At 70.4% G+C, this 23,173-nt stretch carries 22 protein-coding genes and 1 pseudogene; 9 read left to right on the top strand and 14 right to left on the bottom strand.

The window, feature by feature from the left end:
- Positions 1-115: 115 nt before the first annotated feature.
- Genes ACX80I_RS12875 through ACX80I_RS12885 form a run of 3 tightly spaced genes read right to left on the bottom strand, consistent with a single transcriptional unit; the run spans position 116 to position 3,298 of the window.
- Entirely contained in the window at positions 116-1,210 is a 1,095-nt protein-coding gene (locus ACX80I_RS12875) for a polyprenyl synthetase family protein (protein ID WP_459345515.1), read from the bottom strand.
- A 9-nt stretch (positions 1,211-1,219) separates the two neighbouring features.
- Entirely contained in the window at positions 1,220-2,536 is a 1,317-nt protein-coding gene (locus ACX80I_RS12880; protein ID WP_459345516.1) for a geranylgeranyl reductase family protein, read from the bottom strand.
- The gene (locus ACX80I_RS12885) at positions 2,537-3,298 is read right to left on the bottom strand and encodes a demethylmenaquinone methyltransferase (RefSeq protein WP_459345517.1); all 762 of its coding nucleotides are present in this window, start codon (positions 3,296-3,298) and stop codon (positions 2,537-2,539) included.
- A 165-nt stretch (positions 3,299-3,463) separates the two neighbouring features.
- On the opposite strand from ACX80I_RS12885, the gene ACX80I_RS12890 reads away from it, so the two are divergent.
- From ACX80I_RS12890 to ACX80I_RS12905, 4 genes are all read left to right on the top strand, one after another.
- On the top strand, positions 3,464-4,834 hold the full coding sequence (locus ACX80I_RS12890; RefSeq protein WP_459345518.1) for an isochorismate synthase: 1,371 nt from the start codon (positions 3,464-3,466) through the stop codon (positions 4,832-4,834).
- A 110-nt stretch (positions 4,835-4,944) separates the two neighbouring features.
- Complete coding sequence (locus ACX80I_RS12895) at positions 4,945-5,730, top strand: ABC transporter substrate-binding protein (RefSeq protein WP_459345519.1); 786 nt, start codon at positions 4,945-4,947, stop codon at positions 5,728-5,730.
- Positions 5,731-5,802: 72 nt separating this feature from the next.
- Positions 5,803-6,588 (top strand): amino acid ABC transporter permease, encoded by a 786-nt coding sequence (locus ACX80I_RS12900; protein WP_459345520.1) that lies wholly within the window; start codon positions 5,803-5,805, stop codon positions 6,586-6,588.
- 5 nt (positions 6,589-6,593) lie between these two features.
- Complete coding sequence (locus tag ACX80I_RS12905) at positions 6,594-7,370, top strand: amino acid ABC transporter ATP-binding protein (RefSeq protein ID WP_459345521.1); 777 nt, start codon at positions 6,594-6,596, stop codon at positions 7,368-7,370.
- On the opposite strand, the gene menD is transcribed toward ACX80I_RS12905, so the two are convergent.
- The 4 genes from menD to ACX80I_RS12925 all read right to left on the bottom strand — a co-directional run bounded on the left by menD (position 7,371) and on the right by ACX80I_RS12925 (position 13,307).
- Positions 7,371-9,071 carry a 2-succinyl-5-enolpyruvyl-6-hydroxy-3-cyclohexene-1-carboxylic-acid synthase gene (gene menD / locus ACX80I_RS12910; protein WP_459345522.1) on the bottom strand — a complete coding sequence of 567 codons (1,701 nt, stop codon included), beginning with the start codon at positions 9,069-9,071 and terminating at the stop codon, positions 7,371-7,373.
- Positions 9,072-9,143: 72 nt separating this feature from the next.
- Positions 9,144-11,204: a PhoX family protein gene (locus ACX80I_RS12915; RefSeq protein ID WP_459345523.1), complete on the bottom strand. Its 2,061-nt coding sequence runs from the start codon at positions 11,202-11,204 to the stop codon at positions 9,144-9,146.
- Between the two features lie 171 nt (positions 11,205-11,375).
- The gene (locus tag ACX80I_RS12920) at positions 11,376-12,179 is read right to left on the bottom strand and encodes a gamma-glutamyl-gamma-aminobutyrate hydrolase family protein (protein ID WP_459345524.1); all 804 of its coding nucleotides are present in this window, start codon (positions 12,177-12,179) and stop codon (positions 11,376-11,378) included.
- 102 nt (positions 12,180-12,281) lie between these two features.
- A complete protein-coding gene (locus ACX80I_RS12925) occupies positions 12,282-13,307 on the bottom strand; it encodes an o-succinylbenzoate synthase (protein ID WP_459345657.1) in 1,026 nt (341 codons plus the stop codon).
- Between the two features lie 88 nt (positions 13,308-13,395).
- On the opposite strand from ACX80I_RS12925, the pseudogene ACX80I_RS12930 reads away from it, so the two are divergent.
- The 3 genes and pseudogenes from ACX80I_RS12930 to ACX80I_RS12940 all read left to right on the top strand — a co-directional run.
- Positions 13,396-13,986: pseudogene (locus ACX80I_RS12930) on the top strand (phosphatase PAP2 family protein); the annotation flags it as partial.
- A 430-nt stretch (positions 13,987-14,416) separates the two neighbouring features.
- Positions 14,417-15,565 carry a zinc-dependent alcohol dehydrogenase gene (locus tag ACX80I_RS12935; RefSeq protein ID WP_459345525.1) on the top strand — a complete coding sequence of 383 codons (1,149 nt, stop codon included), beginning with the start codon at positions 14,417-14,419 and terminating at the stop codon, positions 15,563-15,565.
- Between the two features lie 9 nt (positions 15,566-15,574).
- The gene (locus ACX80I_RS12940) at positions 15,575-16,168 is read left to right on the top strand and encodes a hypothetical protein (protein ID WP_459345526.1); all 594 of its coding nucleotides are present in this window, start codon (positions 15,575-15,577) and stop codon (positions 16,166-16,168) included.
- A 72-nt stretch (positions 16,169-16,240) separates the two neighbouring features.
- On the opposite strand, the gene ACX80I_RS12945 is transcribed toward ACX80I_RS12940, so the two are convergent.
- Genes ACX80I_RS12945 through ACX80I_RS12965 form a run of 5 tightly spaced genes read right to left on the bottom strand, consistent with a single transcriptional unit; the run spans position 16,241 to position 19,502 of the window.
- A complete protein-coding gene (locus ACX80I_RS12945; protein WP_459345527.1) occupies positions 16,241-17,470 on the bottom strand; it encodes an MFS transporter in 1,230 nt (409 codons plus the stop codon).
- A 29-nt stretch (positions 17,471-17,499) separates the two neighbouring features.
- A complete protein-coding gene (crcB, locus tag ACX80I_RS12950) occupies positions 17,500-17,880 on the bottom strand; it encodes a fluoride efflux transporter CrcB (RefSeq protein WP_459345528.1) in 381 nt (126 codons plus the stop codon).
- Positions 17,877-18,359 carry a fluoride efflux transporter FluC gene (locus tag ACX80I_RS12955; RefSeq protein WP_459345529.1) on the bottom strand — a complete coding sequence of 161 codons (483 nt, stop codon included), beginning with the start codon at positions 18,357-18,359 and terminating at the stop codon, positions 17,877-17,879. Before ACX80I_RS12955 ends, crcB begins: the two co-directional genes overlap by 4 nt.
- A complete protein-coding gene (locus ACX80I_RS12960) occupies positions 18,352-19,098 on the bottom strand; it encodes a dienelactone hydrolase family protein (RefSeq protein WP_459345530.1) in 747 nt (248 codons plus the stop codon). Before ACX80I_RS12960 ends, ACX80I_RS12955 begins: the two co-directional genes overlap by 8 nt.
- Positions 19,095-19,502: a DUF1801 domain-containing protein gene (locus ACX80I_RS12965; RefSeq protein WP_459345531.1), complete on the bottom strand. Its 408-nt coding sequence runs from the start codon at positions 19,500-19,502 to the stop codon at positions 19,095-19,097. The genes ACX80I_RS12960 and ACX80I_RS12965 overlap by 4 nt, the downstream gene beginning before the upstream one ends.
- A gap of 132 nt (positions 19,503-19,634) precedes the next feature.
- Between ACX80I_RS12965 and ACX80I_RS12970 the strand changes: the two genes are divergently transcribed.
- Together ACX80I_RS12970 and ACX80I_RS12975 are read left to right on the top strand one after the other, a co-directional pair.
- Positions 19,635-19,937 carry a hypothetical protein gene (locus ACX80I_RS12970; protein ID WP_459345532.1) on the top strand — a complete coding sequence of 101 codons (303 nt, stop codon included), beginning with the start codon at positions 19,635-19,637 and terminating at the stop codon, positions 19,935-19,937.
- A gap of 181 nt (positions 19,938-20,118) precedes the next feature.
- Positions 20,119-20,589, top strand: a complete 471-nt coding sequence (locus ACX80I_RS12975) for a hypothetical protein (RefSeq protein WP_459345533.1) — start codon at positions 20,119-20,121, stop codon at positions 20,587-20,589.
- 126 nt (positions 20,590-20,715) lie between these two features.
- Here the strand turns inward: ACX80I_RS12975 and ACX80I_RS12980 are convergent, their stop codons facing one another.
- Together ACX80I_RS12980 and arfA are read right to left on the bottom strand one after the other, a co-directional pair.
- Positions 20,716-21,624, bottom strand: coding sequence for an aldose 1-epimerase family protein (locus ACX80I_RS12980; RefSeq protein ID WP_459345534.1), 909 nt, complete (start codon positions 21,622-21,624; stop codon positions 20,716-20,718).
- Entirely contained in the window at positions 21,621-23,132 is a 1,512-nt protein-coding gene (arfA, locus tag ACX80I_RS12985; RefSeq protein WP_459345535.1) for an arabinosylfuranosidase ArfA, read from the bottom strand. Before arfA ends, ACX80I_RS12980 begins: the two co-directional genes overlap by 4 nt.
- Positions 23,133-23,173: the final 41 nt, after the last annotated feature.

Consider the following 23,173-nt stretch of genomic DNA (forward strand, 5'->3'; position numbering starts at 1 on the left):
CCGTGCGCGACGCCGCAGGAACGACGGCGAGGCCCAGCGTCAGGGGCCGCCAACCGAGGCATGCGCGACGCCGCAGGAACGACGGCGAAGCGCTGCGTGGCAGCCGCGGGAGGGGCTAGACGTCCCTGCTGACGACGGCCTGCGCGAAGCTCGCCAGCGCCTGCTTGACCGTGCTGTCCGGCAGCGGCTCCAGGGCGGCCACAGCGTCGTCGGCCCACTGCTGCGCCACCGCCCACGCCTCCTGTGTCTGGGGGTGGGAGCGCACGGCCTCGACGGCATCCGCGAGTGCCTCGTCCGAGGAGAGGTCGCTGTCGACGAGGGCGATGACCTCGGCCGCCGATGCATCCCCCGCGGCCGCGGCACGGCGCAGCAGGATGACCGGCAGGGTGGGGACGCCCTCGCGCAGGTCCGTGCCGGGCGCCTTGCCCGACGTGACCTTCAGGCCGGTGACGTCGATGACGTCGTCGGCGAGCTGGAACGCGACACCGACCTTCTCACCGTAGGAGACCATGACGTCGACCACCTCGGGCGACGTGTCCGCGAACAGGGCTCCGAGCTGGCCCGAGGCCGCCACGAGCGAACCGGTCTTGTCCGCGATCACGGAGAGGTAGTGCTCGAGGTCGTCCTGGCCGTCCCGCGGGCCCACGGTCTCATGCAGCTGGCCCAGGCACAGCCGCTCGAAGGTACGGGCCTGGATACCGAGGGCCTCACCGCCCAGTTCGGAGACGAGGATCGATGCCCGGGCGAAGATGAGGTCGCCGGTGAGGATGGCGACGGAGTTGCCCCACACCTCGTGCGCGGTGGGTGCGCCCCGGCGGTACGGCGCGGAGTCCATGACGTCGTCGTGGTACAGCGTGGCGAGATGCGTCAGTTCGACGACGACGGCCGCCTGGACCACCTTGGCGTGGGTCGGGTTGCCGAGGTGGGACGCGAGGATCGTCAGGAGGGGGCGGATGCGCTTGCCGCCGGCCTCGACCAGGTGTCGGCTCGTGGCATCGGCCAGTGGATCCGAGTTGGCGATGGCCCCGCGGAGCTGCTTCTCCACCTCGGCGAGGCATGACGAGACGGACGGGCCCAGCTCCGGGTCCTCGGCGATGAGGGCGAAGCCGGGAGGCAGACGCAGGGCGTCGGCGTCGTCCGGGATGTCCGCCGTGTCCAGCGCGCTGTTCGGACCCACGCTGGTCCACCCGGAGTTGAAGGATTGTGTCACGGTCTAAGACTAACCAAGTGGGGCGGCGCTTTGCGCACGCAGGTGGCCCGTCAGGGACGGCTGGTTGGAGGTGGGCGGCACGAGCGACTCGAGCAGGTGGATGACGCGGTCCTCGAACCCGCGGCCGCCGGCGTCGGTGAGGTTGGCGAGCATCCGCACCACGAACCGCATCAGCACGGGCACCGGCATGCCCGTGCGCAGCGCCAGCGAGAGGATCGCCGGCTTGCCGATGAGCCGCGCGAAGACGCGTCCGAGCGTGAAGTGGCTGCCCCACTGCTCCCGTACGTAGGGCGCGTACCCGGACATCACCTGGTCGCGTCCGAGCGGCGTCGTCACTCCCTCGGCCCGCGTGATGAACTCGGCGGCGTAGCGTGCCGATTCCATCGCGTAGGAGATGCCCTCGCCGTTGAACGGGGACACCATGCCCCCGGCGTCACCGAGGAGCAGCAATCCGGGGCTGTAGTGCGGCGTGCGGTTGAAGCCCATGGGCAGGGCAGCTCCACGGATCTCGCCCACCTGGTTGGCCGGCGTGAACCCCCATTCGGGCGGCATGCCCGCCGTCCAGTCGCGCAGGACCTGCTTGTAGTCGAGCTTGCCGAACTCGGCGGACGAGTTGAGGATGCCGAGGCCCACGTTGGACGTGCCGTCGCCGACGCCGAAGACCCAGCCGTAGCCCGGCAGCGGCTTGCCGGTGGCGTCCGGGAGTTCGAGCCACCCTTCCATCCAGTCGTCGTTCGTCCGGGGGCTCGTGAAGTACGTGCGGACGGCGACGCCGAGGGGCCGGTCGTCGCGCTTCTGCAGTCCGAGGCTGACGGCGGTGCGCGTCGAGTTGCCGTCGGCGGCGAGGACGACGTCGGCGGCGAAGGTGCGCGTGTCACCCGTTTTGCGGCCGTCGGCGTCGAGCAGGTTCGCTGTCACCCCGGTGACCCGTCCGGCGTCGTCGCGCAGTGCGGAAGACACGGAGTGGCCCTCGAGGATCGTCGCTCCGGCGGCCCGCGCATGCTGCGCGAGTGCCTCGTCGAAGCCGAGGCGCGTGCGGACCAGGCCGTAGTCGGGGAAGTCGCTCAGTTCGGGCCAGGGCACCTCGACGGTGCGCTTGCCCGCGATGAGGCGGAGCCCCTTGTTGCGGCGCCACCCCTCGCTCTCGTCGTGCGGGAGGCCGAGGAGCTGCAGTTCCCGCGTGGCGCGGGGGGTCAGGCCGTCGCCGCACACCTTCTCGCGGGGGAAGTACGTCTTCTCGAGGACGGTGACCTCGATTCCGGCACTCGCGAGGTAGTAGGCCGCCGTGGAGCCGGCAGGACCCGCCCCGACGATGAGCACGGACATCTAGACGGCCGCCGTCGTGCGGCGCAGGCGGACCTGCCCCGGCAGGAGCGGCTCCTCGCCGGGAGCCGCGGGCGCCTTGGTGGCGCGGTGGACGGCCACGATGCCGCCGTTGAGGTTCCGGTACTCGACGTCGTTCCAGCCGCTTTCGCCGATCCACGCCGCGAGCTCGTCCTGGTTCGGCCAGGCCCGGATGGACTCGGCGAGGTAGACGTACGCGTCGGGGTTGGAGCTCACCTTGCGGGCGATCGCCGGGAGCGCCCGCATCAGGTACTCGGTGTACGTGGTGCGCCAGAGCGCGACGGTGGGCGAGGAGAACTCCGCGATGACCAGCCGCCCGCCCGGGCGCGTGACGCGGAGCATCTCCGCCAGTGCCTTCTTCGGCTCGTGAACGTTGCGGAGCCCGAAGGAGATGGTGCTCGCGTCGAAGGAGTTGTCCGCGAACGGCAGGTTCGTGGCGTCGCCGGCGACGAAGGCGATGTCCGGCCGCCTGCGCTTGCCCACCTTCAGCATGCCGAGCGAGAAGTCGCAGGCCACGACGTCGATCCCGGCGTCCGCGTACGGCTCGCTCGAGGTGCCGGTGCCGGCAGCGAGATCGAGCACGCGCTGGCCCGGTTCGGCCCCGACCGCGTCGACGACGATGCGACGCCAGCGGCGGGTCTGCCCCACGGACAGGACGTCGTTGACGACGTCGTACTTGGGGGCCACGTCGTCGAACATGGCCGCTACTTCGTCAGGGCGCTTCTCCAGGGATGCACGATTCACCCGCTCATTGTCTCAAACAAACACCCCGCACCTAATCGGCGCCGATCCCCGATCCGGGCGGAGCCGCGCAGCCCCGGCCGGGCCTCCTCGGGCCTCCGGGGACGTGCCCAAGCTCACGGCCCGGCACGAAGGTGGCGCGGAGCCGCGGAGTACGCTTGGAGCATCATGAGCACTCCGTCCCTCACCGCGCTGACGCCTGCGCCCGGACAGTCCCGCGGGCTCCGCAGCATCACGGTGGCACGCGGCGCCATGGATCCCCGGTCCGGCCTCCTCGAGTACGTGGTGCGCAACGATGCCCACACCTGGATCCGCCGCGGCGGCGGGCTCGTCGCCTACGGGGAGACGGCGAGATTCACGGGAACGGGGCCGGACCGCTTCACGCAGGCCCAGGAGTGGTGGCGCAGCGAGCTCGCCGGCGCGGAGGTCCTGGACGAGCTGGGCGTCCCCGGCTCCGGCCTCATCGCCTTCGGGTCCTTCGCCTTCTCCAAGACCTCCTCGCACCCGTCGCGCCTGATCGTCCCCGAGGTGGTGGTGGGCTGCAGTGGGGGAAGGAGCTGGCTGACGTACATCACGGACGACGCCGAAGCCGAGTTGAGCGCCTCGGCGGCGGAAGCGGCGCTCGCCGCCTACCTCGCCGCCCCCGACGCCGGCCGCTCCCCCAGCCCCGGCGACAGCCTGGGCCCGGGCGTCCTCAGCGAGGACCAGTACAAGCTCGCCGTCGCGGAGGGCGTGAAGCACGTGCAGGCCGGTGAGCTGAGCAAGCTCGTGCTGGCGCGCGACGTCGTCGCGCACCTCGAGACGCCGGTGGCCACCGCCCAGGTGCTGCGCGAGCTCGCCGTGCGGTACGAGGACTGCTGGACGTACGCCGTCGACGGACTCATCGGCTCGACCCCGGAGATGCTCATCAAGGTGGAGGACAACACGGCCCAGGCGCGGGTCCTCGCCGGCACCCTCGACCGTGCCGACGCGCCCGAGGGCGATCCCGGCTACGCCGACCGCGTCCTGGCCGGATCGGAGAAGCAGCTCCACGAGCACCAGATCGCCATCGACTCGCTCACCGAGACCCTCGAGCCCTTCACGAGCTCCATGACCTCGCACAGCGAGCCCTTCGTCCTGCAGCTGCCGAACGTCTGGCACCTCGCCTCGGACGTCACGGCCCAGCTCGCGCCCGACGACACCGGCCAGGTCCCGACCTCGCTGGCCCTGGTCCAGGCGCTGCACCCCACCGCGGCCGTCTGCGGAACGCCCACGACCGTCGCCGGAGCCCTCATCCGCGAACTGGAACACCTCGAGCGCGGCCCCTACGCGGGGCCGGTGGGCTGGATCGACGCCGGCGGCAACGGTGAATGGGGCATCGCCCTGCGCGGAGCGGTCATCGAGGCGCCCACCCGCGTCCGGCTGTACGCGGGCTGCGGCATCGTGGAGGGCTCCCAGCCCGAGGCCGAGCTCGCCGAGACGTGGAGCAAGTTCCGGCCCATGACCGAAGCCCTCGGTCTCGGGCCCCGGCGCGGGTCTCTGGTTACCAATAGGCAATAGCTGTAGCCTGTGATGCACATCTCTCTTTCGTCGCTAGAATCAGCAGGACCTTTTTTCCGTTCCATTCCGCCCGTCCAAGTGAGGTACCCATGTTTTCCAAAAAATCCGCAATGCTGGCCGCCATGGCCGCCGGCGCCCTCGCGCTGAGCGCCTGCGGCGGCGGTTCCGACGACGCCGGTTCCGGTTCCAACTCCGGCTCCGCCGAGGAGAGCGGCCTGAACCTCGTCTCCGAGGGCTCGCTGACCGTCTGCTCCGACATCCCCTACCCGCCCTTCGAGTTCGAGGAGAACGGCGAGTACACCGGCTTCGACATGGACATCATGAAGGAGATCGCCTCCGGCCTGGATCTCGAGCTCGCCGTCCAGGACGTCGAGTTCAACGGCCTCCAGAGCGGCGCCGTCCTCGCGGCCCGCCAGTGCGACATCGGGGCCAGCGCGGTCACGATCACCGAGGAGCGCAAGGCGAACCTCGCGTTCTCGGACCCGTACTACGACTCGCTGCAGTCCCTCCTCGTTCCCACGGATTCCGACATCGCCTCGATCGACGACCTCGCCGGCAAGAAGGTCGGCGTCCAGCAGGGCACCACCGGCGAGACCTACGCCACGGAGAACGCGCCCGAGGCCGAGCTGGTCGCCTTCCCCTCGGACGCCGAGATGTACGCCGCCATCCAGGCAGGCAACGTCGACGCCCTCCTGCAGGACCTCCCGGTCAACATCGGCCACACCGAGGACGGCGCCTTCACCATCGCCGAGGAGTACCCCACGGACGAGCAGTACGGCTTCATCATGGCGAAGGACGGCAGCGAGGCGCTGGTCACCGCCGTCAACGAGCAGCTCACCACCCTCCGCGACAACGGCAAGTACCAGGAAATCTACGACTCCTACTTCGAGCAGTAGCCCATCCGACCCGTGCGGCCCGGAGCCCGGGCCGCACGGGTGCCACTTCCCGAAGGAAGGTAGTCCCCCCGCGTGAAACGATCGACACGCAGGCGCCTGATCCAGGGCGTCCTCTACGCGGTGTTCGCCGCCGTAGTCCTCCTTATCGTCCTCGCCGCCGACTGGGCGAAGATCCGTTCCAACTTCTTCGACCTCGACGTCGCCGCGGCCTCCTTCCCGGAGATCGTGACGATCGCGGCGAAGAACACCATCGTCTACACAGCCATCGCCTTTCTCGGCGGATTGCTCCTCGGGCTCGTCCTCGCCCTCATGAAGCTCTCGCCGGTCCTGCCGTACCGCTGGCTGGCCACCGGCTACATCGAGCTCTTCCGTGGCCTTCCCGCCCTGCTGGTGATCTTCGCATTCGCCTACGCGGTGCCCATCGCGTTCCAGTGGCATCCGCCGGGCGGCAACGCGGGCGCCGGCCTGATCGCCCTCATCATCGTCTCCTCGGCCTACATCGCGGAGACGATCCGAGCCGGCATCGAGGCGGTGCCCAAGGGGCAGGTGGAAGCCGCCCGCTCACTCGGCATGAACTCCGCGTGGACCATGGTGACCGTCGTCCTCCCCCAGGCCTTCCGGATCATCACGCCTCCCCTGACCAACGAGCTCGTGATCCTCATCAAGGACACGTCCCTCCTGTTCATCGCGGGCATGGCCATCGGCGACCGTGAACTGACCACGTTCTCGCGTGACGCCCTGACCAGCCAGGCGAACGCGACACCGCTCGTGGTGGCCGCGGCGATGTACCTGATCATCACGTTGCCGCTGACCCAGCTGGTCGCGAAGCTCGAACGACACAACAAGAGAGGCCGGTGATTCCGGTGTCCCATCCAGCATCGGGTGCCACGGCACCGGGATCGACGGCGGCAGTGCCGGCCATCGAGGTCCGGGCACTCTGCAAGACCTTCGGCAGCAACGAGGTGCTCAAGGGCATCGACTTCCACGTGGACCAGGGCGAGGTGGTGTGCGTGATCGGCCCCTCCGGCTCCGGCAAGTCCACCCTGCTCCGGTGCGTCAACCGGCTCGAGGAACCCACCACCGGCACGGTGATGGTGGAGGGCGTCGACATCACGGACAGCGAGACGGACCTCGACGATGTGCGGACGCGCATCGGCATGGTCTTCCAGCAGTTCAACCTCTTCCCGCACCTCACGGTCCTCAAGAACCTGACCCTCGCGCAGCAGCGCGCCAAGCGGCGCAGCAGGTCCGAGGCCACGGAGATCGCGCGGAGGAACCTTGCCAAGGTGGGCCTCGCGGAGAAGGCCGATGCCTTCCCCGCACAGCTCTCCGGCGGCCAGCAGCAGCGCGTCGCCATCGCACGCGCGCTGTCCATGGACCCCGACATGATGCTCTTCGACGAGCCCACCAGCGCGCTGGACCCCGAGCTCGTCGGCGACGTCCTCGAGGTCATGAAGCAGCTCGCCAAGGAGGGCATGACCATGATGGTAGTCACGCACGAGATGGGATTCGCCCGCGAGGTCGGCGACCGCGTCGTCTTCATGGACGGCGGCGTCGTCGTCGAGCAGGGCAAGCCCGAGGACGTCCTCGGGAATCCCCAGCACGAGCGGACGAAACTCTTCCTGTCGAAGGTGCTCTAGCTAGGACACCGTGACCTCCGCCACGACGCGGCGGATGCGCGCATGGAGGTCCCGGAGCGTCGCGCGCTCGGCCCGGACCTCAAGGATGGAGCGGCCCCGAATGGGCCGCTCCATCGCTGTATCCAGCTCCTCCAGCGTGGTCGCCCGCTCGTAGTGCAGCCCGTAGGCAGCGGCGAGCGCGGCGAGGTCCACGGTGTGCGGTGTCCCGAACAGTCGCTCGACGGCGGCCCCGTACCGCTCCGTCGTCGCCTCCGCCCCGTGCTCGAGGAGGCCGAAGATGCCCCCGCCGCCGTCATTGAGCACCACGATGTGGAGGTCCGGCTGCGGTTCGCCGCTGCCGAGGAGCAGCCCGCCGACGTCGTGCAGGAACGTCAGGTCGCCCATCAGCACGCGTGTCGGGATGCCGGCGGCGAGTGCCACGCCCGTCGCCGTCGAGACGGTGCCGTCGATCCCGGCCAGTCCCCGGTTGGCGAAGACCTCGAGGGGGTGCCAGTCGGTCGCGGCGACGAGGTCGACGTCGCGGATGGGGTTGGAGGAGCCGAGCACCAGGTTCCCGTCCGTGTGCTCCCACACCGCGTCGGCGACGTGCAGGCCGGTGATGCGGTCCTCGTCCGCCAGCAGGGACTGGACGGCGGCTTCCGCCGTCGCTCCCGCCTCCCGCCAGGAGCGGAGCCAGCCGTCCTCGCCGCGCCCCGCGAACTCCAGCAGGTCGGGCAGGGTGTCGATGATGCGCTCGGTGCGCCGGCCCTCCTCGAACCAGGCCACCGGCACGGGCAGGTACAGGGCGTGCTCGACGTCGGCCCGCGCGAGGAGCGCGGTGACCGGACGCGACAGCGTGGGGCGACCGAAGGTCACCACGCGCGTGACGGCCGGGCCGAGGTGCTCGAGCAGCAGCCGGTAGGGGGCGATCGCACTGGTGCCGAAGCGCGCGTTCGACGACGGCTCGGCGAGCAGCGGGAGGTCCAGGTGCGCGGCGAAGACCGCGGCCAGCTCTCCCGCTCCATGCCCTGCGACGACGACGGTCCGGGTGCCGTCGCGCTGTCCGGTCACGGGCGCCGGGACCCTCGTCGCTGCGGCCGGGACTGCTGCGGATTCCTCCGCGGCCGTCTCCGGCGCGGCGGAACCTGACGCTGCGCCGGAGGGCACGAGCGGATCGCGGTAGGCGAGGTTCAGGTGCACCGGCCCGGGCGGCACCCCGCCCTCGGGCCGTCCGAGGGCGGCCTGCAGGGCGTCCCCGATCGGGACGGTTGGATCCTCACCGGCTCCCAGGTCGAGGCCCGCCCGCACGTGTACGCCGAACAGGTCCGGCTGCACCGTGGTCTGGTTGGCCCCGGTCCCCCGCAGCTCGCCGGGCCGGTCGGCGGACACCACCACCAGGGGGACGGCCGCATGGTTGGCCTCCATGACGGCCGGCAGCAACTCCCCCACCGCCGTTCCCGACGTCGTCACGACGGCCGCCGGCCGCTGGGCGCCGAGTGCGAGGCCCAGGGCGGTGAAGGCGGCCGACCTCTCGTCGATCCGCACGTGCAGGCGGACGCGTCCCGCGGCCTCCGCGTCGGCCAGCGCGTACGCGAGGGGTGCGCTGCGGGAGCCCGGCGCGACGACGACGTCCCCGACGCCACCTGCCACTAGGGCTGCGACCGCGCGGGCGGCCGAAGCGGCGGAGTCGAGGACAGGAGGGGGCGTCGCTGGTGTCGTCACCCTCCCATCCTTCCACCCGGCGCATCCCTCGAAAGGAAGGGGTGCGCCGGGCCGGGCGTCCCGCGAGGATGGTCAGGCGCGGTAGACCTGCACCACGGAGGGCCGGGGAAGCGCTGCCTGGCCCTTCCCGGGAGTGCTGCCGGACGGCACGTAGTCGGGGAAGAAGGAACGCTGGTCCGCCCAGCTGCCGTCCTCACCCGGGTGCTGCACGGCGACGAAGACCGTGCCCTCCTGGTCGTGGATGACCGGGCCGCACGTCTCGGCGTCCCGCGGCACCGCGAGGAACTGCTGCACGCGCCCCCGCTCGGCGCCTTCGAGGCCCACCTTGAACAGGCCGTCATTGAAGCCCACGGTGCCCGGCTGGCCGTCGGTCGAGATCCACAGGTTGCCCTGCGAGTCGAAGGCCACGTTGTCGGGGCAGGAGATCGGCGAGACCCTGTCCTTCGGGTAGCCGCCGAAGTACGTCGCCGGGTTGCGCTCAGGGTCGCCGCAGACGAGGAGCAGGTTCCAGGTGAACCGGGTACCGGACGCGTTGCCGCCGGCCTCGGTCAGTTCGACCACGTGACCGTCGCGGTTCTGCGTGCGCGGATTCGCCTCGTCCGGGGCGGCGTTGGACCCCACGCCGCGGTTGGTGTTGTTGGTGCAGGCGACGTAGACCCTGCCCGTGAGGGGGTTGGGTTCCACGTCCTCGCAGCGGTCCATCTTGGTGGCGCCCATCCTGTCGGCGGCCAGGCGCGTGAAGACGGCGACCTCCTCGGCCGTCATGCCGGCCACCACCGACCGGTTGTCGATGAGGAGCGGCAGCCACTCGCCGACGCCGTCGAACGCGCCGTCGGAAGGGAGCGTGCCGGTGCCGTCGATCTCGGCCAGGGAGTTGCCCTGGAAGCGCGCGACGTAGAGCGAGCCCTCGCTGAGCAGCGTCAGATTCGCCTTGCGGGCGGCCGCGCTCGTCCCGGGCTGGACCGTGTTCGTCGAGACGAACTTGTAGAGGTAGTCGAAGCGCTCGTCGTCGCCCATGTACGCCACCACACGGCCGTCGGACGCGACGGTGACGTTGGCGCCCTCGTGCTTGAAGCGCCCGAGGGCGGTGTGCTTCTTCGGCGTGGAGGTGGGGTCGAAGGGATCGACCTCGACGATGTAGCCGAACCTGTGCTTCTCGTTCTCGTACCCGGCGTTCCGCGTGTCGAAGCGCGGCTCGTCGATCTCCCAGCCGCGCGCCGTCGGACGGCTGGTGAGGCCGTAGCGGCGGTCGCCGGCGCTGGTACCGGTGGCCACGAAGTAGCCGTTGAAGTTCTCCTCGCCGGAGAGGATGGTCCCCCACGGAGTGGTGCCGCCGGCGCAGTTCCCGAGCGTTCCGAGGATGGTGCGGCCCGAGGGGTCGTCCTTGGTCTTCAGCAGGTCGGAGCCTGCGGCGGGGCCGGTCACCTCGTACGGGGTGGTGGTCAGGTAGCGGCGGTTGAGCGGGGCCCCCTGCACGTAGGACCACGGCTTGTTCCTGTTCCTGCGCTCGAGCTCGACGACGGACAGTCCGTGGGCGGCCTTGCCAATGCCGCGCACTTCAGCGGCAGGCGTGGTCGGCGGGACCATGATGGTCTCGTTCGTGTACTCGTGGTTGGCGAAGAGCACCGCGCGGCGGCCCTTGCTGCCCTCGACCTCGAGGACGTCCGTGTAGTCGCAGTTGTAGCCGAACTGCCGCGCCTGCGCTGCAGCGCTCTGCTTGTCCGCGTCGAAGGCCGGCGAGTTCGCGAACAGCGGGTCACCCCAGCGGATCACCGGCTTCCAGCCGTAGCCCTGCGGTACCGTCATGGCGTCCACCGAGGCGTCGACCGGCGCGATGGCGTCGAACGGCAGGTTGCTCTTCCGGTAGCCCGTGCCGGGAGGCGGTGCGGCCTGGGCCGAGCCGGCTCCGGTCTGCGTGCCGACGAGGAGGGTCAGGGCACCGGCGGCACCGGCGCCGAGCGCACTCCGACGCGAGAACTCGCTCGAGACGATGTCGCGGAAGTAGGTGTTGGTGGAGGTGTTGCAGACCGCATCGGAGCAGGCGTTGTCACACTTCAGCGCACAGGTGACGGCGCTGCGCTTTCCCTTGGTGGAGCCGAGCATCGGCAGCAGGCGGCGTGGAGTTTCAGTCATGGGGTGGTACCTCTCGCAGGATGAACGTCGTCGGTCCCCACCCTGCAGATTCCACCTGAACAACCGCGGTGCGTGGCGGTGAACTGCGCATGAACGCCGTCCGAACTCGGGCGTCGGCGCCGGTCCCGGGACCGGCGCCGATCCGTCCGTCCGTCCGTCCGTCCGTCCGTCTCAGGCTGCCGGGAGACCCGCGTCCTGGAAACCGCCCTCGACGCGCAGCGGGAGTGCGCGCCCCAGCTGGCGCTCCCGTGCCGCGTGCACGAACGCGTCGAACAGCGCGGTCTCCGTCGGGCTCTGCTCGGGGTGCCACTGAACGCCGATGCAGAAACGGTTGGAGGGGAACTCGATGGCCTCGATGATGCCGTCCCTGCTCCACGCGGAGGCCTGCAGCCCCAGTCCTACCCGGTCGACGGCCTGGTGGTGGGAGACCGGGACGGCGTCGAGGTGGGTCGCTCCCAGAACCTGCGCCACCTGCGACCCCGGCCGCAGGTCCACGGGGACCGCGTTGAAGCGGTGATCGCCCAGCTGGTAGGGGCTGTCACCCACCAGGTCGGGCAGGTGCTGGTGCAGCGACCCCCCGAGAGCGACATTGAGCATCTGCTCGCCGCGGCAGATCCCGAGGAGCGGCAGGTCGATCCGGACCGCCTCCCGCACCACGGCGGAGTCCCACGCGTCGCGCAGCAGGTGTGGCGCATCCGTCTGGGCGTGGGGCTCGGCCCCATAGCGCGAGGGGTCGATGTCCCAGCCTCCGACCACGATCACGCCGTCGAGCCGTGGCAGCAGCTGCTCGACCACGCCGCCATCGGTTCCCTGCGGCGGCAGCAGGACGGGGATGGCACCGGCGGCGAGGACGGGCGCCAGGTAGTTCTGCGGCAGAAAGGCTGCCTCGACGGTTCCGCACCCCTCCGTGACGGCCGGATCGAGATAGGCCGTGAGGCCGATGACCGGCTTCGGGAGCGAGTCCGAGGATGTCAAGTGGATATTCCTTTCAGGAGATCGTTGACATCCAATTCTAGTGCTTCCGCATTGACGACGTGTTACGGGAGCGTGAGGATCCCGTATCGTTCTCCGCCGCCGTCAGCGCTGCTGCGCGGCGGCGAGAACTGCGTGGCAGCGTCCCAGGCGTTCCAGCCACTCCCGCCTCCTGTCCGGGGCCGCGGCGAAGGAGATCAGCTTCTCCCCGGAGACCTCCACGTCCCGCACGGGCAGTGCGCCGCCCAGCGGCACGAGCGACGCGTCGGTGACGTCGCCGGCCATGAGCGACACCGTTGCCAGGCCGCAGGCGTAGGGCAGCTCGGGCAGCGCAGCGGCGAGGGCGACGCCGGCACGGATTCCGACGGACGTGTCGAGGGCGGAACTGACGACGGCGGGAAGGCCCGCGCGGCCAATGATGTCGAGCGCCCGGCGCACGCCTCCGAGCGGCGGCGCCTTGATGACGAGGAGGTCGGCCGCATCCTCCCGGGCGACGCGCAGCGGGTCGTCCTGGCGCCGCACGCTCTCGTCCGCCGCCACCAGGACCCGATCGCCGCGGCGGCGCAGCTCGAGCCTCACCGCACGCAGTCCGGCGATGTCCGCGACCGGCTGCTCGACGTACTGCAGGTCGAACGGCGCCAGCGCCTCGAGGGCGGTGAGCGCCTCACCGACCTCCCACGCGCCGTTGGCGTCCACCTTGATCCCCGCCTCCGGGAGGAGTCTGCGCACTTCGGCGACGCGGGCGACGTCGTCGGCCAGGTCCTGCCCCTTCTCCGCCACCTTCACCTTCACTGCACCGACGGCACCGAATCGGGACAGCACCCCTTCAACCGCGGCGGGCCCCACGGCGGGGACCGTCGCGTTGACGGGCACCGAGGCGCGGATCGGGTCCGGGAATCCGTACCAGGCCGCTTCGACGGCAGAGGCGAGCCAGGGAGCGGACTCGGCGTCGTCGTACTCGAGGAACGGACAGAACTCGCCCCACCCTGCCGGTCCCCGGACCAGGAGGGCCTCACGCACGAGGACACCCCGGAACTTCACCCGCATGGGGACCGACACCACGTGGGCCGAGGCCTCGATCTCCTCCAGCGGAGGAAGCGGAAGGGGAACCGGCGGGGCCATCGGTCGCATCTGCACGACCTCAGGCTACGGTAGCGCCCGCTCGCCCGGAGGTTCCGGGACAGCGGAACTCGCAGGATCGTATGGAACCATGGGGTCGATGACCTCGCAGCGAACCCCTTCCCGGCAGGCGCAAGCAGCACGCTCGCCGCTGCTCTTCGTGCTGGCCGCTCTCGCCTGCGCGACGGCGCTCGGATGGACCTACTGGGCCTTCGTCCGGACCACCACGGGCCAGTTCGCCGACGAATCCGCGTGGCGTGAGGCAGGAGTCGCAGCACCCGACACACAGCTGCCGTTCCTGCGGTTCCTGGATACGCTGCCCACCATCTCGGCGGTCCTCGCGGCCGCCGCCATCCTGTTCGTGGCCTTCGGGCGCAGGCGATACGCCGCCGCCCTGACCGCCGTCGCCGTCATCGCGGCCTCCAACCTGACGACTCAGATCCTCAAGAACCTCGTCTTCGACCGGCCCGACCGGGGCGTCGACACGCTGGACTTCAACTCATTACCGTCAGGGCATACAACGCTCGCGGCATCCGCCGCTGCCGCCGTCTTCATCATCGCCACGCCCCGCTGGCGCCCCTTCGCCGCCGCGGCAGGCGGGGGCTACTCCGTCCTCGCGGGCGCCGCCACCTTCCTCAACCTGTGGCACCGCCCGGCCGACGTCGTCGCAGCCCTCCTCGTCGTGGGGGCCTGGACACTGGTCGGCGGCCTGATCATCATGCGCACCGGGAACGCCTGGAACACGTGGCAGGGTTTCGGTGCGCACTGGGCGTCCTCGCGCGGCTGGCTCGTCCTGTGCTGGGTGCTCGGGCTCGGCAGCCTGGCGCTGTCCGCCGCCCTCTACCTCTCCGTCCAGGCCATCGGCCCCGCGCCCGCACCGGGCACGGCGGGCGTACCCCTGTTCTTCTGGTCGGGCCTCACCTGCATCGTCGGCGTCGGCTTCGCCCTCTCCGCCTCCGTCGGCTGGCTCTTCGCGGCCCAGGCACGGACCACGGCTGAGCAGACGCGGCCGTAACACCCTCGCGGCCCCTCCGCACGCCCTTTCCGCATCCCACCGCACCTGTTGTCGCGCCGGCGCGACGGTGCAACGCTGGCCGGACCAGCGACGAAAGAGGCGGACGATGAAAGCCATGGTGTACCGCGGGCCCTACAAGATCCGGGTCGAGGAGAAGCCCCGGCCGAAGATCGAGCACCCGAACGATGCGATCGTGCGCGTCACGACCGCGGCGATCTGCGGCTCGGACCTGCACCTCTACCACGGCATGATGCCGGACACCCGCGTGGGCACCACGTTCGGGCACGAGTTCATCGGCGTCGTCGAGGAGGTGGGGCCCTCCGTCCAGAACCTCACGCGCGGCGACCGCGTCATGGTCCCCTTCAACGTCTACTGCGGGTCGTGCTACTTCTGCGCGCGCGGCCTGTACTCGAACTGCCACAACGTGAACCCGAACGCGACGGCGGTGGGCGGCATCTACGGCTACTCACACACCACGGGCGGCTACGACGGCGGCCAGGCGGAGTTCGTGCGCGTGCCCTTCGCCGACGTGGGGCCGGCGATCATCCCCGAGTGGCTGGACAGCGAGGACGCCGTCCTGCTCACCGACGCCCTGGCGACCGGGTACTTCGGCGCGCAGCTCGGAGACATCGTCGAGGGTGACACCGTGGTGGTCTTCGGTGCCGGGCCGGTGGGACTGTACGCCGCGAAGTCGGCCTGGCTCATGGGGGCGGGCCGCGTGATCGTCGTCGACCACCTCGAGTACCGGCTCGAGAAGGCCCGCACCTTCGCGCACGCCGAGACCTACAACTTCGCCGAGTACGACGACATCGTGGTCGAGATGAAGAAGACCACGGACTACCTCGGCGCGGACGTCGTGATCGACGCGGTGGGAGCGGAGGCGGACGGCAACTTCCTCCAGCAGGTGACCGGCACGAAGCTCAAGCTGCAGGGAGGCTCCCCCATCGCACTGAACTGGGCGATCGACGCCGTGCGCAAGGGCGGGACGGTATCCGTCGTCGGAGCCTATGGTCCGATCTTCAGTGCGGTGAAATTCGGCGACGCGCTCAACAAGGGCCTGACCCTGCGCATGAACCAGACGCCGGTGAAGCGGCAGTGGCCGCGCCTCTTCGACCACATCCGCAACGGCTACCTCAAGCCCAACGAGATCGTCACGCACCGGATACCCCTCGAGGAGATCGCGGAGGGCTACCACATGTTTTCGGCGAAGCTCGACAACTGCATCAAGACGCTCGTCATCCCGAACCCCAGCTAGGAGATCACCGTGTCGTCCTCCACGCCGTCCACGCCCTACCTCGCGAACAAGGCCCGAGACATCCCGACCGCCGAGGCGCTGCGCGCCCGGATCCCCGGCTGGGGGGTAGATCTCGACCCGAAGGACCGTCCGTCGTTCCCGCGCGAAGTGTTCGACCCCGCCGGGACGGGGGCGCACTGGGACTACCCCGAGGAGCAGCCGGGCGGAGAGGGGCGGGAGCGGTCGATCGAGCACAGCCGGCTGACGCCCGTCTTCGGCACGAGCGTCCCCCTGAAAGGCGTCTCCGGCGGCATCCGCCGCTACGCCTACCGCTACAGCGAGGGCCGCGCCGCGCACTGGCTCCTGCTCCTGCTCGGCGACCGCGTGGACGCATGGGGCTCCCACATGGCCTCATTCGCCACGCTGCGCCCCGACAACCCCATCACGGAGACCGGGGTGCTGTCGGAGGGACACCGGCACGGCCTCGCGTCACGCTTCGGCAAGGGACGCGCGGACGTCAACCACACGTGGATCGATCCGATCATCGTCGGGGGCCCGTGGGTCGCCGCGTCGGCGGGCGCCGTCCTGGCCGCGCGTGCCATCGCGCGCCGCGGGCGGCGCTGAGGCGCCCCTCGCAGTCGCCACCGACCGGCGGGTGGACGCCGACGCCCCCGTCGTCCGGCGGTGACCGCCCTGTCAGCGACGGGCTGTCGGCGTGACGGCTGACCCCGGAGCGGCGCGCGGGATCCAGTACCAGAGGACCGCTGCGCCGAGGAAGCCCAGGGCCGCCGTCGCCCAGATCCCGGCGGAAAGTGTCGCAAGGGCGGTCACGAGCGAGAGGAGCGCCGGCCCGCCCATGGTCCCTGCGTCGGTGAGCAGGCGCCAGATCCCGAGGAACTGCGGGCGTCCGGGCGAGGGCGAGAAGTCAGCCCCGAGCGTCATGACGATGCCCGATCCGATGCCGTTGCCGAAGCCGATGAGCAGGGCGACGAGGAGCAGGCCCACCGCCTCCCCGGTCGACGGCAGCAGGGCGAGCGCCGTACCCATGATCAGCATGCACGGGACCGCGATCCAGCGGCGACCCTTGGCGTCCATGATCTTGCCGGAGGGGTAGAAGATCAGCATGTCGATGGCGCCGGACAGCCCGTAGATCAGCGCCGTGGTGGACGCGTCCAGCCCGATGTCCTCCGCCCACAGCGGCAGCACCGCCTGGCGCGTGGCCCGGACCGCGGCGATCAGCAGCACCCCGATGCCCAGGGTGGCGAAGATGCGCGCGTGGCTGCGCAGTACCGAGCGCACCGTCGGTGGCGAGGGTGGAGCGGCCCCGGACGGTGTCCGCCCCGCGGGTCCGCTCCTGCCCGCCCCGAGTTCGGGCACCCGCCAACTGAGTGCTGCTGCGGCGAGGCTCGCCACGCCCCCGACCCAGTACGCGCCGTCGAGACCGAGCACGCTCATGGCGAGGGCTGCGGCGAAAGGCCCGAGAAAGACGCCGATGCGGGTGACGCCTCCGAGCGTGGAGAGCGCGCGAGCGCGGAAGTACGCCGGAACGGCCTCGGTGAGGTAGCTCTGCCGGGCGAGTCCGAACACCGCACCGGCCATGCCGACCATCATCACGGCTGCCGCGAAGACCGGCAGTGTAGGCGACCAGAGCGCCAGCACCATCGCGGCCGCACACCAGAGAGCGGCACCCACCAGTGCTTTCCGCTCACCGAACCGGGTGGCGATCAGGGTGGCCGGGACGTTCGCGACCAGGGAACCGATGCCGGAGAGGGTGATGACCAGGGCCGCCGTGGCGACGTCGGCGCCGAGGTCCCGTGCGGTCAGGGCGATGACCGGGAGGATGGCGCCGGTCGCCACCCCGTACAGCAGCGAGGGACCGTACGCTCCCAGGGCGATCGAGCGGAGGTCGAAGGTTTCCTGGGGCACCCTTCAACCCTAGCCCGGGTTTTCGGATGTCAGGCGAGCAGGAGGCCCAGCGACAGGCCGAGACCCGCTGCGGCGAGCGCCGCCACCGCGGTCCCTGCACCGGACAGCAGGGCTGCCCGGGCGTGGCCCTCCTGGATCAGGCGGACCGTCTCGCTGCTCGCCGTGCTGAACGTGGTGTACCCGCCGAGGAAGCCCGTGCCGCAGACGAGGGTCCACGCGGGCGGGAGTGCGGCCGCGAGGACGAACCCCGTGAGGAGTCCCAGCAGGAGGGAACCGCTGATGTTGATCGCCATGGTGCCCACGGGCAGAACGGCCCGAGCGGTCGAGTGGAGAACGCCGACGAGCACGAAGCGCGTGACCGCGCCGAGTCCGCCCGCGACACCGAGCGCGAGCGCCAGGGCGAGGCTCATGGTTCACCCTCCGAACGGGTGCCCGCCCTGGTGGCCGGTCGGCGGACCAGCCGTCCGACGCCGATACCGGCCGCCGTCGCTGCGAGGCCCACCAGCACGGAGCCCGTGAGGTACGCGATCCCTGCCCAGATGCGACCGGCCCCGAGGAGGAGCACGGAGTCGACCGCGAGCGCACTGTACGTGGTGAAGCCGCCGAGGAAGCCCGTGCCCAGGAGCAGTCGCAGGGCACGACGGCGTCCCAGGTCGGGGCCGCGCCGCGCCAGCGCCTCGAGGAGGAGTCCGAGGGCGAAGGCACCCGCGATGTTGATCAGGAGGATGCCGAGCGGGAGCCCCGCGGGAGTAGGAAGTGCCGCGGCGATGAGGAAGCGGGCGAGCGTTCCCCCCATGCCTCCGATGAAGACGAGACCGAGGTAGGCGGGCCGGACGTGCGGCGGCACGTCGTCGCGCCGGCTCTGCACACGTGTCGTGGACTCAGGCAACGTTCCGCGCGAGGAAGCTCAGGGTCAGGTCCCATGCGTCCGCGGCTGCCTCGGGCCGGTACGCGAAACGGTTCGAGTCGTTGAAGAAGGCGTGGCCCGCTCCCGGGTAGACCTTCGCCGTGAAGTCCACGCCGGCATCCGTCATCGCGGCGTCGAGGTCCGGCAGCCCGGTTCTCAGTGCATGGTCGTCCTGGCCGTAGAACGCCAGGACAGGTGCCTTGATGCGGGCGAGTTCCTCGCCGGAGAAGGTGGCGTGGCCGTAGAAGGGCACACAGGCGAGGAGCCTCGGCTCGTGCACGGCGAACGAGAAGCTGTACGTGCCACCGAAACAGAAACCGGTGATACCCACGCGTCCGCGCACCTCCTCGTCGTCGTACAGGAAGTCGAAGCAGGCCTGGACGCGCCCGGTGGTGAGCGCAGCGAACTCGGGGTTCTGCAGCGGCGCCAGAAGTGCCCTGAGCTTCGGCTGGGCCCGGTTGCGTGCCTCCGCGTCAGGGCCGGCGATCGCCTCACCGATCCCCGCGGTGTTCTCCTCGGTGATGCCCTGGTCGGAGAGCAGGTCGGGAGCGACGACCACGTACCCTTCCCGGGCGAAACGGTCTGCCACGTCCCGGGTATGGGCCACGAGCCCCCACACTTCGTGGATGAGGATGAGACCGCCCTTCACGGGACCGTCGGGCCGCGCGACATAGGCGGACAGCGCGCCGTGGGGAGTCGCGATGTCCTGGAAGAAGCTCATTCGCCTAGGCTTGCACGCTTCTTGATACTGCGCCAACCGCCGGCGCGGTTGGCTGCGATGATCGCCCGGAAGATCTCCCGCAGCGCGTCCTCGGCGAGCGGGCGGTCCTGGTACACCGCGACCGTCCTCCCCGTCGAGTTCGTGTGGCCGCCCGTGATGATGCCCTTCGGATCGGGTGCGAGGCCGCCGTCGTACAGGAAGACGTTGACATGGTCCTTCGTGGCGAGCAGGGCGCAGACATTCCCCTGGAGGACGAAGTAGGGCCGGTGCGTGCGCTTGATCGTCTCCTCCACCTCCGGATCCGCTTCGTGCACGAGGCGGCGGACCGCGCGGCAGATGTCCTGCTGCCAGGGAGGCAGCGCGGCGATGTACTCGTCGACGCGGGGGTCGGAAGCTCCAGCCATGGGGCCAGTGTGCCAGCACCGTCGGCCGGCGGGAAGGGGCAGGGGCGGCCGGACGGCGCCCGATGCGGTGGACCCGGCGGCACGGGAGTACTATCAGTGCCACCACAATCAGTCAACGACGACGGACGTGTGATGACCAGGTTCCTTTTACTCCTCGGCATGCTGACCATCTCCCTCGGGATCGCCGCCCTTGCCGCGGGCGCCCAGGGCTACCCCCTCCTCCTCCTCGTGGCAGGCGGCATCGTCCTCGCGCTGCTGTGCTTCAGGCGGGACGGAAGTTCCACCCCCTCGTCCTGCGCTCGCAGGCACTCCGACTTCGCGATGCCTCCCGTGGATGCATGCCCGCCGGAGCGACTCCGCGAGGCGCGCGACCTGGCGGCACGCGTGCTCGAGGCGGCGAACGAGCGCGGAAGCACCCAGCGGCGCGATTCCTGACGGCGGCCCGGTCGGTGCCGGCCGGGCCGTGTCGTAGCGGAGGCGTTCCTCCAGGGGGCAGGCTTCGGGGCGGGCCCTTGGATCAGGGCGGGTAGCCCCGGTCCAGGAGCGCTGTCTTGCCCCGGCAGCCGACCGGGCTACCTGCGGGCAGGACCGCCGAAGAGGTGGGAGGAGGTGGACCATGCGCACCGCGATGCCCTCCCTCCTGTGCGGGCTGATCCTCGCCCTTCCGTCCTGTACTGCGGAGTCCTGCACCGCCATCGCGGCCCTTCCGGGTCTGTCCATCACCCTGGAGGGAGCGCCGGCCGCCGCGGCGGAACGGCTCGAGGTGTCGGCCTGCACCGACGACGGCTGCAGCACCACCGAGGTCGACCTCGCCCTCGGGTCGACGACGACGGAGGAAACCTGCGCCCCGGACGGCACCTGCCGCGCCGTCGCCACGCCGGACGGGACGCTCACCGGGTTCGCGGAACTCGACCTGCCCGAGGATGAGGTGCCTACCGGTGTGACCGTCCACCAGCGGGACGGACGCACCGCCGCCTACACGGCCACGGTCGTCCCTGCCATGGTGCATCCGAACGGCGAACACTGCGATGGCGGGGCGATCCAGGGGCGCCTCGTGCTCGACGACGCCGGGCTCCGCTCCGGCTAGTTCGTGCCGCAACACTGCCGACCATTCGGCGAGAGGACAGAAAGAACCGCGGAACGGGCGCTCCAGCGGTTCTTTCTGCCCTCTCGTCCGCGACCGGCACGGCACCGGCCGGGGACGGCGCCGGGACTACAGGGCGGTGATGGTCCAGCCCGTGTGGTGGGTCTCCCCCGGGTGGAGGACCACGAGATCCTCACCGGTGGTGAAGGCTGCGGGCGGGCACGTCATGGGTTCCACCGCGAGTCCCAGCCGTGTGCTCTCGGGCTTCTTCGGGAGGTCCGCGGTGTGGATCTGCACCCAGGGGCAGGTGTCGTCCCACACCATGGCGGTCCCGGTCCCGGAGGGCGGATCGGTGACCCGCACCGTGGCCCGGCCGGCGTCGTCGCGCGTCAGGTCGGTGAAGGCGTGGTCGATCTGCACGTCACCGAGCGCGTGGGCCACGCGGAAGTCGAACGGTGTGCCGGCGACGGGCTCCTTGGCCACGGGCAGCAGGCGGTCGGGAGTGACGGTGAGGACCGTCGCGGCGGGCAGTTCGAGGACCCACGCGTCGAGCGGTGAGGGACCGGCGACGAGGTACGGATGGGGGCAGACCCCGTAGGGCGCTCGCCGCGATCCCGTGTTGAGGGCGGTGATGTCCGTCCGGAAGCCCTCCGGTCCGACGCCGAAGCGTGCGTGCAGCGCGACCGTGAAGGGGTACGCCTCCGTCGGCTCGATGGTGCACCCCAGCGTCACGGCGGATCCCGTGTGCTCCACGAGGGTCCAGGGGATGTCGAACACGAGACCGTGGAGGGCCGTGCCGCGCTCGGGCTCGTTGATCGGCAGCTCGTAGGAGGAGCCGTCGAACGAGTAGCGCCCGTCCGCGATGCGGTTCGGCCATGGCGCGACGAAGGCGCCCCGGAAATTGGGCATCTCCTCGTCGGCGCCGAAGCCGACCACGAGCGGCCGCCCCTCGTAGGTCAGTTCCCGGACAGCGGCACCGAGACCGAGGACGACGGCCGTGTAGCCGCCGCCCTCGATCCTGTATTCGGAAGAGCTCATGCGAGGGATACGGCCGTCCACGACACGGGGGGAAGCGTGATGGTGACGGCGTTGCCGTCGAGCTTCGCTGAGGTGTTGGTCTTCATGGTCACGCGCTCGGGCTCCTCGAGGGTGTTCTTGGCATATACGTCCGTATCGTACAGCGACTGCGCGTCCACGGTGCTGAACCCGTTGAGCGCGGCGATGTCGATGGTCACGGTCGTCTCCTCGGTCTGCGAACGGTTGACGAGGAAGACGGCGGTGGCGCCCGTCGTGTCGTCGTGCGTCGCAACCGCATCCACGAGGGGCACGACGCCGTAGTCGCTGGTCTGGTACGTGCCGGCGTCGAGCTTGAGCTCGAGCACCGACCCCTGCGCGAGCTTCGAGGTGATGGAGAACGGGAAGAACGTGGTCTGGCGCCAGGCCGGGCCGCCCGGCTCCGTCATGATCGGCGCGATCACGTTGACGAGCTGCGCGAGCGACGCCGAGGTGACGCGGTCCGCGTGCTTGAGCAGGGAGATCATCAGGTTGCCGAACACGACGGCGTCGGCGACCGAGTAGCAGTCCTCGAGCAGGCGAGGTGCCACGGGCCAGTTGTCGAGGCCCTCGATCTTGTCGACGTTCTCGAAGCGGCTGATGTACCAGACGTTCCACTCGTCGAAGGAGATGTTGATGGTCTTCGAGCTGCCGCGGACCGCCTTCACGTGGTCCGCGGTGGCGACGACGGACTCGATGAAGGAATCCATGTCGACGGCGGAGGCGAGGAACGACCCGAGGTCGCCGTTCTTCTCCTCGTAGTAGGCGTGGCAGGAGATGTAGTCGACGACGTCATAGGTGTGCGAGAGCACCACGCGCTCCCACTCGCCGAAGGTCGGCATGTGGGCGCTGGACGAGCCGCAGGCCACGAGTTCGATGGAGGGATCCAGCTGGCGCATCGCCCGCGCCGTGATGGCCGCGAGCTTGCCGTAGTCCTCGGCGGACCGGTGGCCGAGCTGCCACGGACCGTCCATCTCGTTGCCCAGGCACCAGATCTTGACGTCGAACGGATCGGGGCGGCCGTTGGCCATGCGCTGGTCGGCGAGGGCGGTGCCCTTGGGCAGGTTCGAGTACTCGAGGAGGTCGAGTGCTTCCGGAGTGCCGCGCGTGCCGAGGTTCACGGCCAGCATGAGGTCACTGTCGACCTTTCGAAGCCAGGAGGCGAACTCGTGCATGCCCACCTGGTTGGTCTCCGTGGAGTGCCAGGCGAGGTCGAGGCGGGTGGGGCGCTCCTCGCGCGGTCCGACGCTGTCCTCCCAGCGGAAGCCGGAGACGAAGTTTCCCCCGGGGTAGCGGATGGTCGAGACGCCCATCTCCTTCACGAGCTCGATGACGTCCTGGCGGAAGCCCTCGTCATCGGCGGTCGCGTGGCCGGGCTCGTAGATGCCGTCGTAGACGTGGCGGCCGAGGTGTTCGACGAACCCGCCGAAGATGTTGCGGTTGATGGGCCCGACCGTGAAATGGGGGTCGAGCGTGAGGCGTGCGTTCTGCATCGGGCTACTTTCTGTACGGAGTGGTAGGCGGCGGGCGGGGT

It is taken from the genome of Arthrobacter rhamnosi (genome assembly GCF_054510855.1).

Excerpts from the sequence above, each read along its gene's own strand:
- ACX80I_RS12925 (WP_459345657.1), bottom strand. The coding sequence starts at position 13,307 with ATGCGACCGATGGCCCCGCCGGTTCCCCTTCCGCTTCCTCCGCTGGAG.
- ACX80I_RS12975 (WP_459345533.1), top strand. The coding sequence starts at position 20,119 with ATGCGCACCGCGATGCCCTCCCTCCTGTGCGGGCTGATCCTCGCCCTT.
- ACX80I_RS12915 (WP_459345523.1), bottom strand. The coding sequence starts at position 11,204 with ATGACTGAAACTCCACGCCGCCTGCTGCCGATGCTCGGCTCCACCAAG.
- arfA (WP_459345535.1), bottom strand. The coding sequence starts at position 23,132 with ATGCAGAACGCACGCCTCACGCTCGACCCCCATTTCACGGTCGGGCCC.
- ACX80I_RS12960 (WP_459345530.1), bottom strand. The coding sequence starts at position 19,098 with ATGAGCTTCTTCCAGGACATCGCGACTCCCCACGGCGCGCTGTCCGCC.
- ACX80I_RS12895 (WP_459345519.1), top strand. The coding sequence starts at position 4,945 with ATGCTGGCCGCCATGGCCGCCGGCGCCCTCGCGCTGAGCGCCTGCGGC.
- ACX80I_RS12890 (WP_459345518.1), top strand. The coding sequence starts at position 3,464 with ATGAGCACTCCGTCCCTCACCGCGCTGACGCCTGCGCCCGGACAGTCC.
- ACX80I_RS12970 (WP_459345532.1), top strand. The coding sequence starts at position 19,635 with ATGACCAGGTTCCTTTTACTCCTCGGCATGCTGACCATCTCCCTCGGG.
- ACX80I_RS12880 (WP_459345516.1), bottom strand. The coding sequence starts at position 2,536 with ATGTCCGTGCTCATCGTCGGGGCGGGTCCTGCCGGCTCCACGGCGGCC.
- ACX80I_RS12935 (WP_459345525.1), top strand. The coding sequence starts at position 14,417 with ATGAAAGCCATGGTGTACCGCGGGCCCTACAAGATCCGGGTCGAGGAG.
- ACX80I_RS12965 (WP_459345531.1), bottom strand. The coding sequence starts at position 19,502 with ATGGCTGGAGCTTCCGACCCCCGCGTCGACGAGTACATCGCCGCGCTG.
- crcB (WP_459345528.1), bottom strand. The coding sequence starts at position 17,880 with ATGAGCCTCGCCCTGGCGCTCGCGCTCGGTGTCGCGGGCGGACTCGGC.
- ACX80I_RS12980 (WP_459345534.1), bottom strand. The coding sequence starts at position 21,624 with ATGAGCTCTTCCGAATACAGGATCGAGGGCGGCGGCTACACGGCCGTC.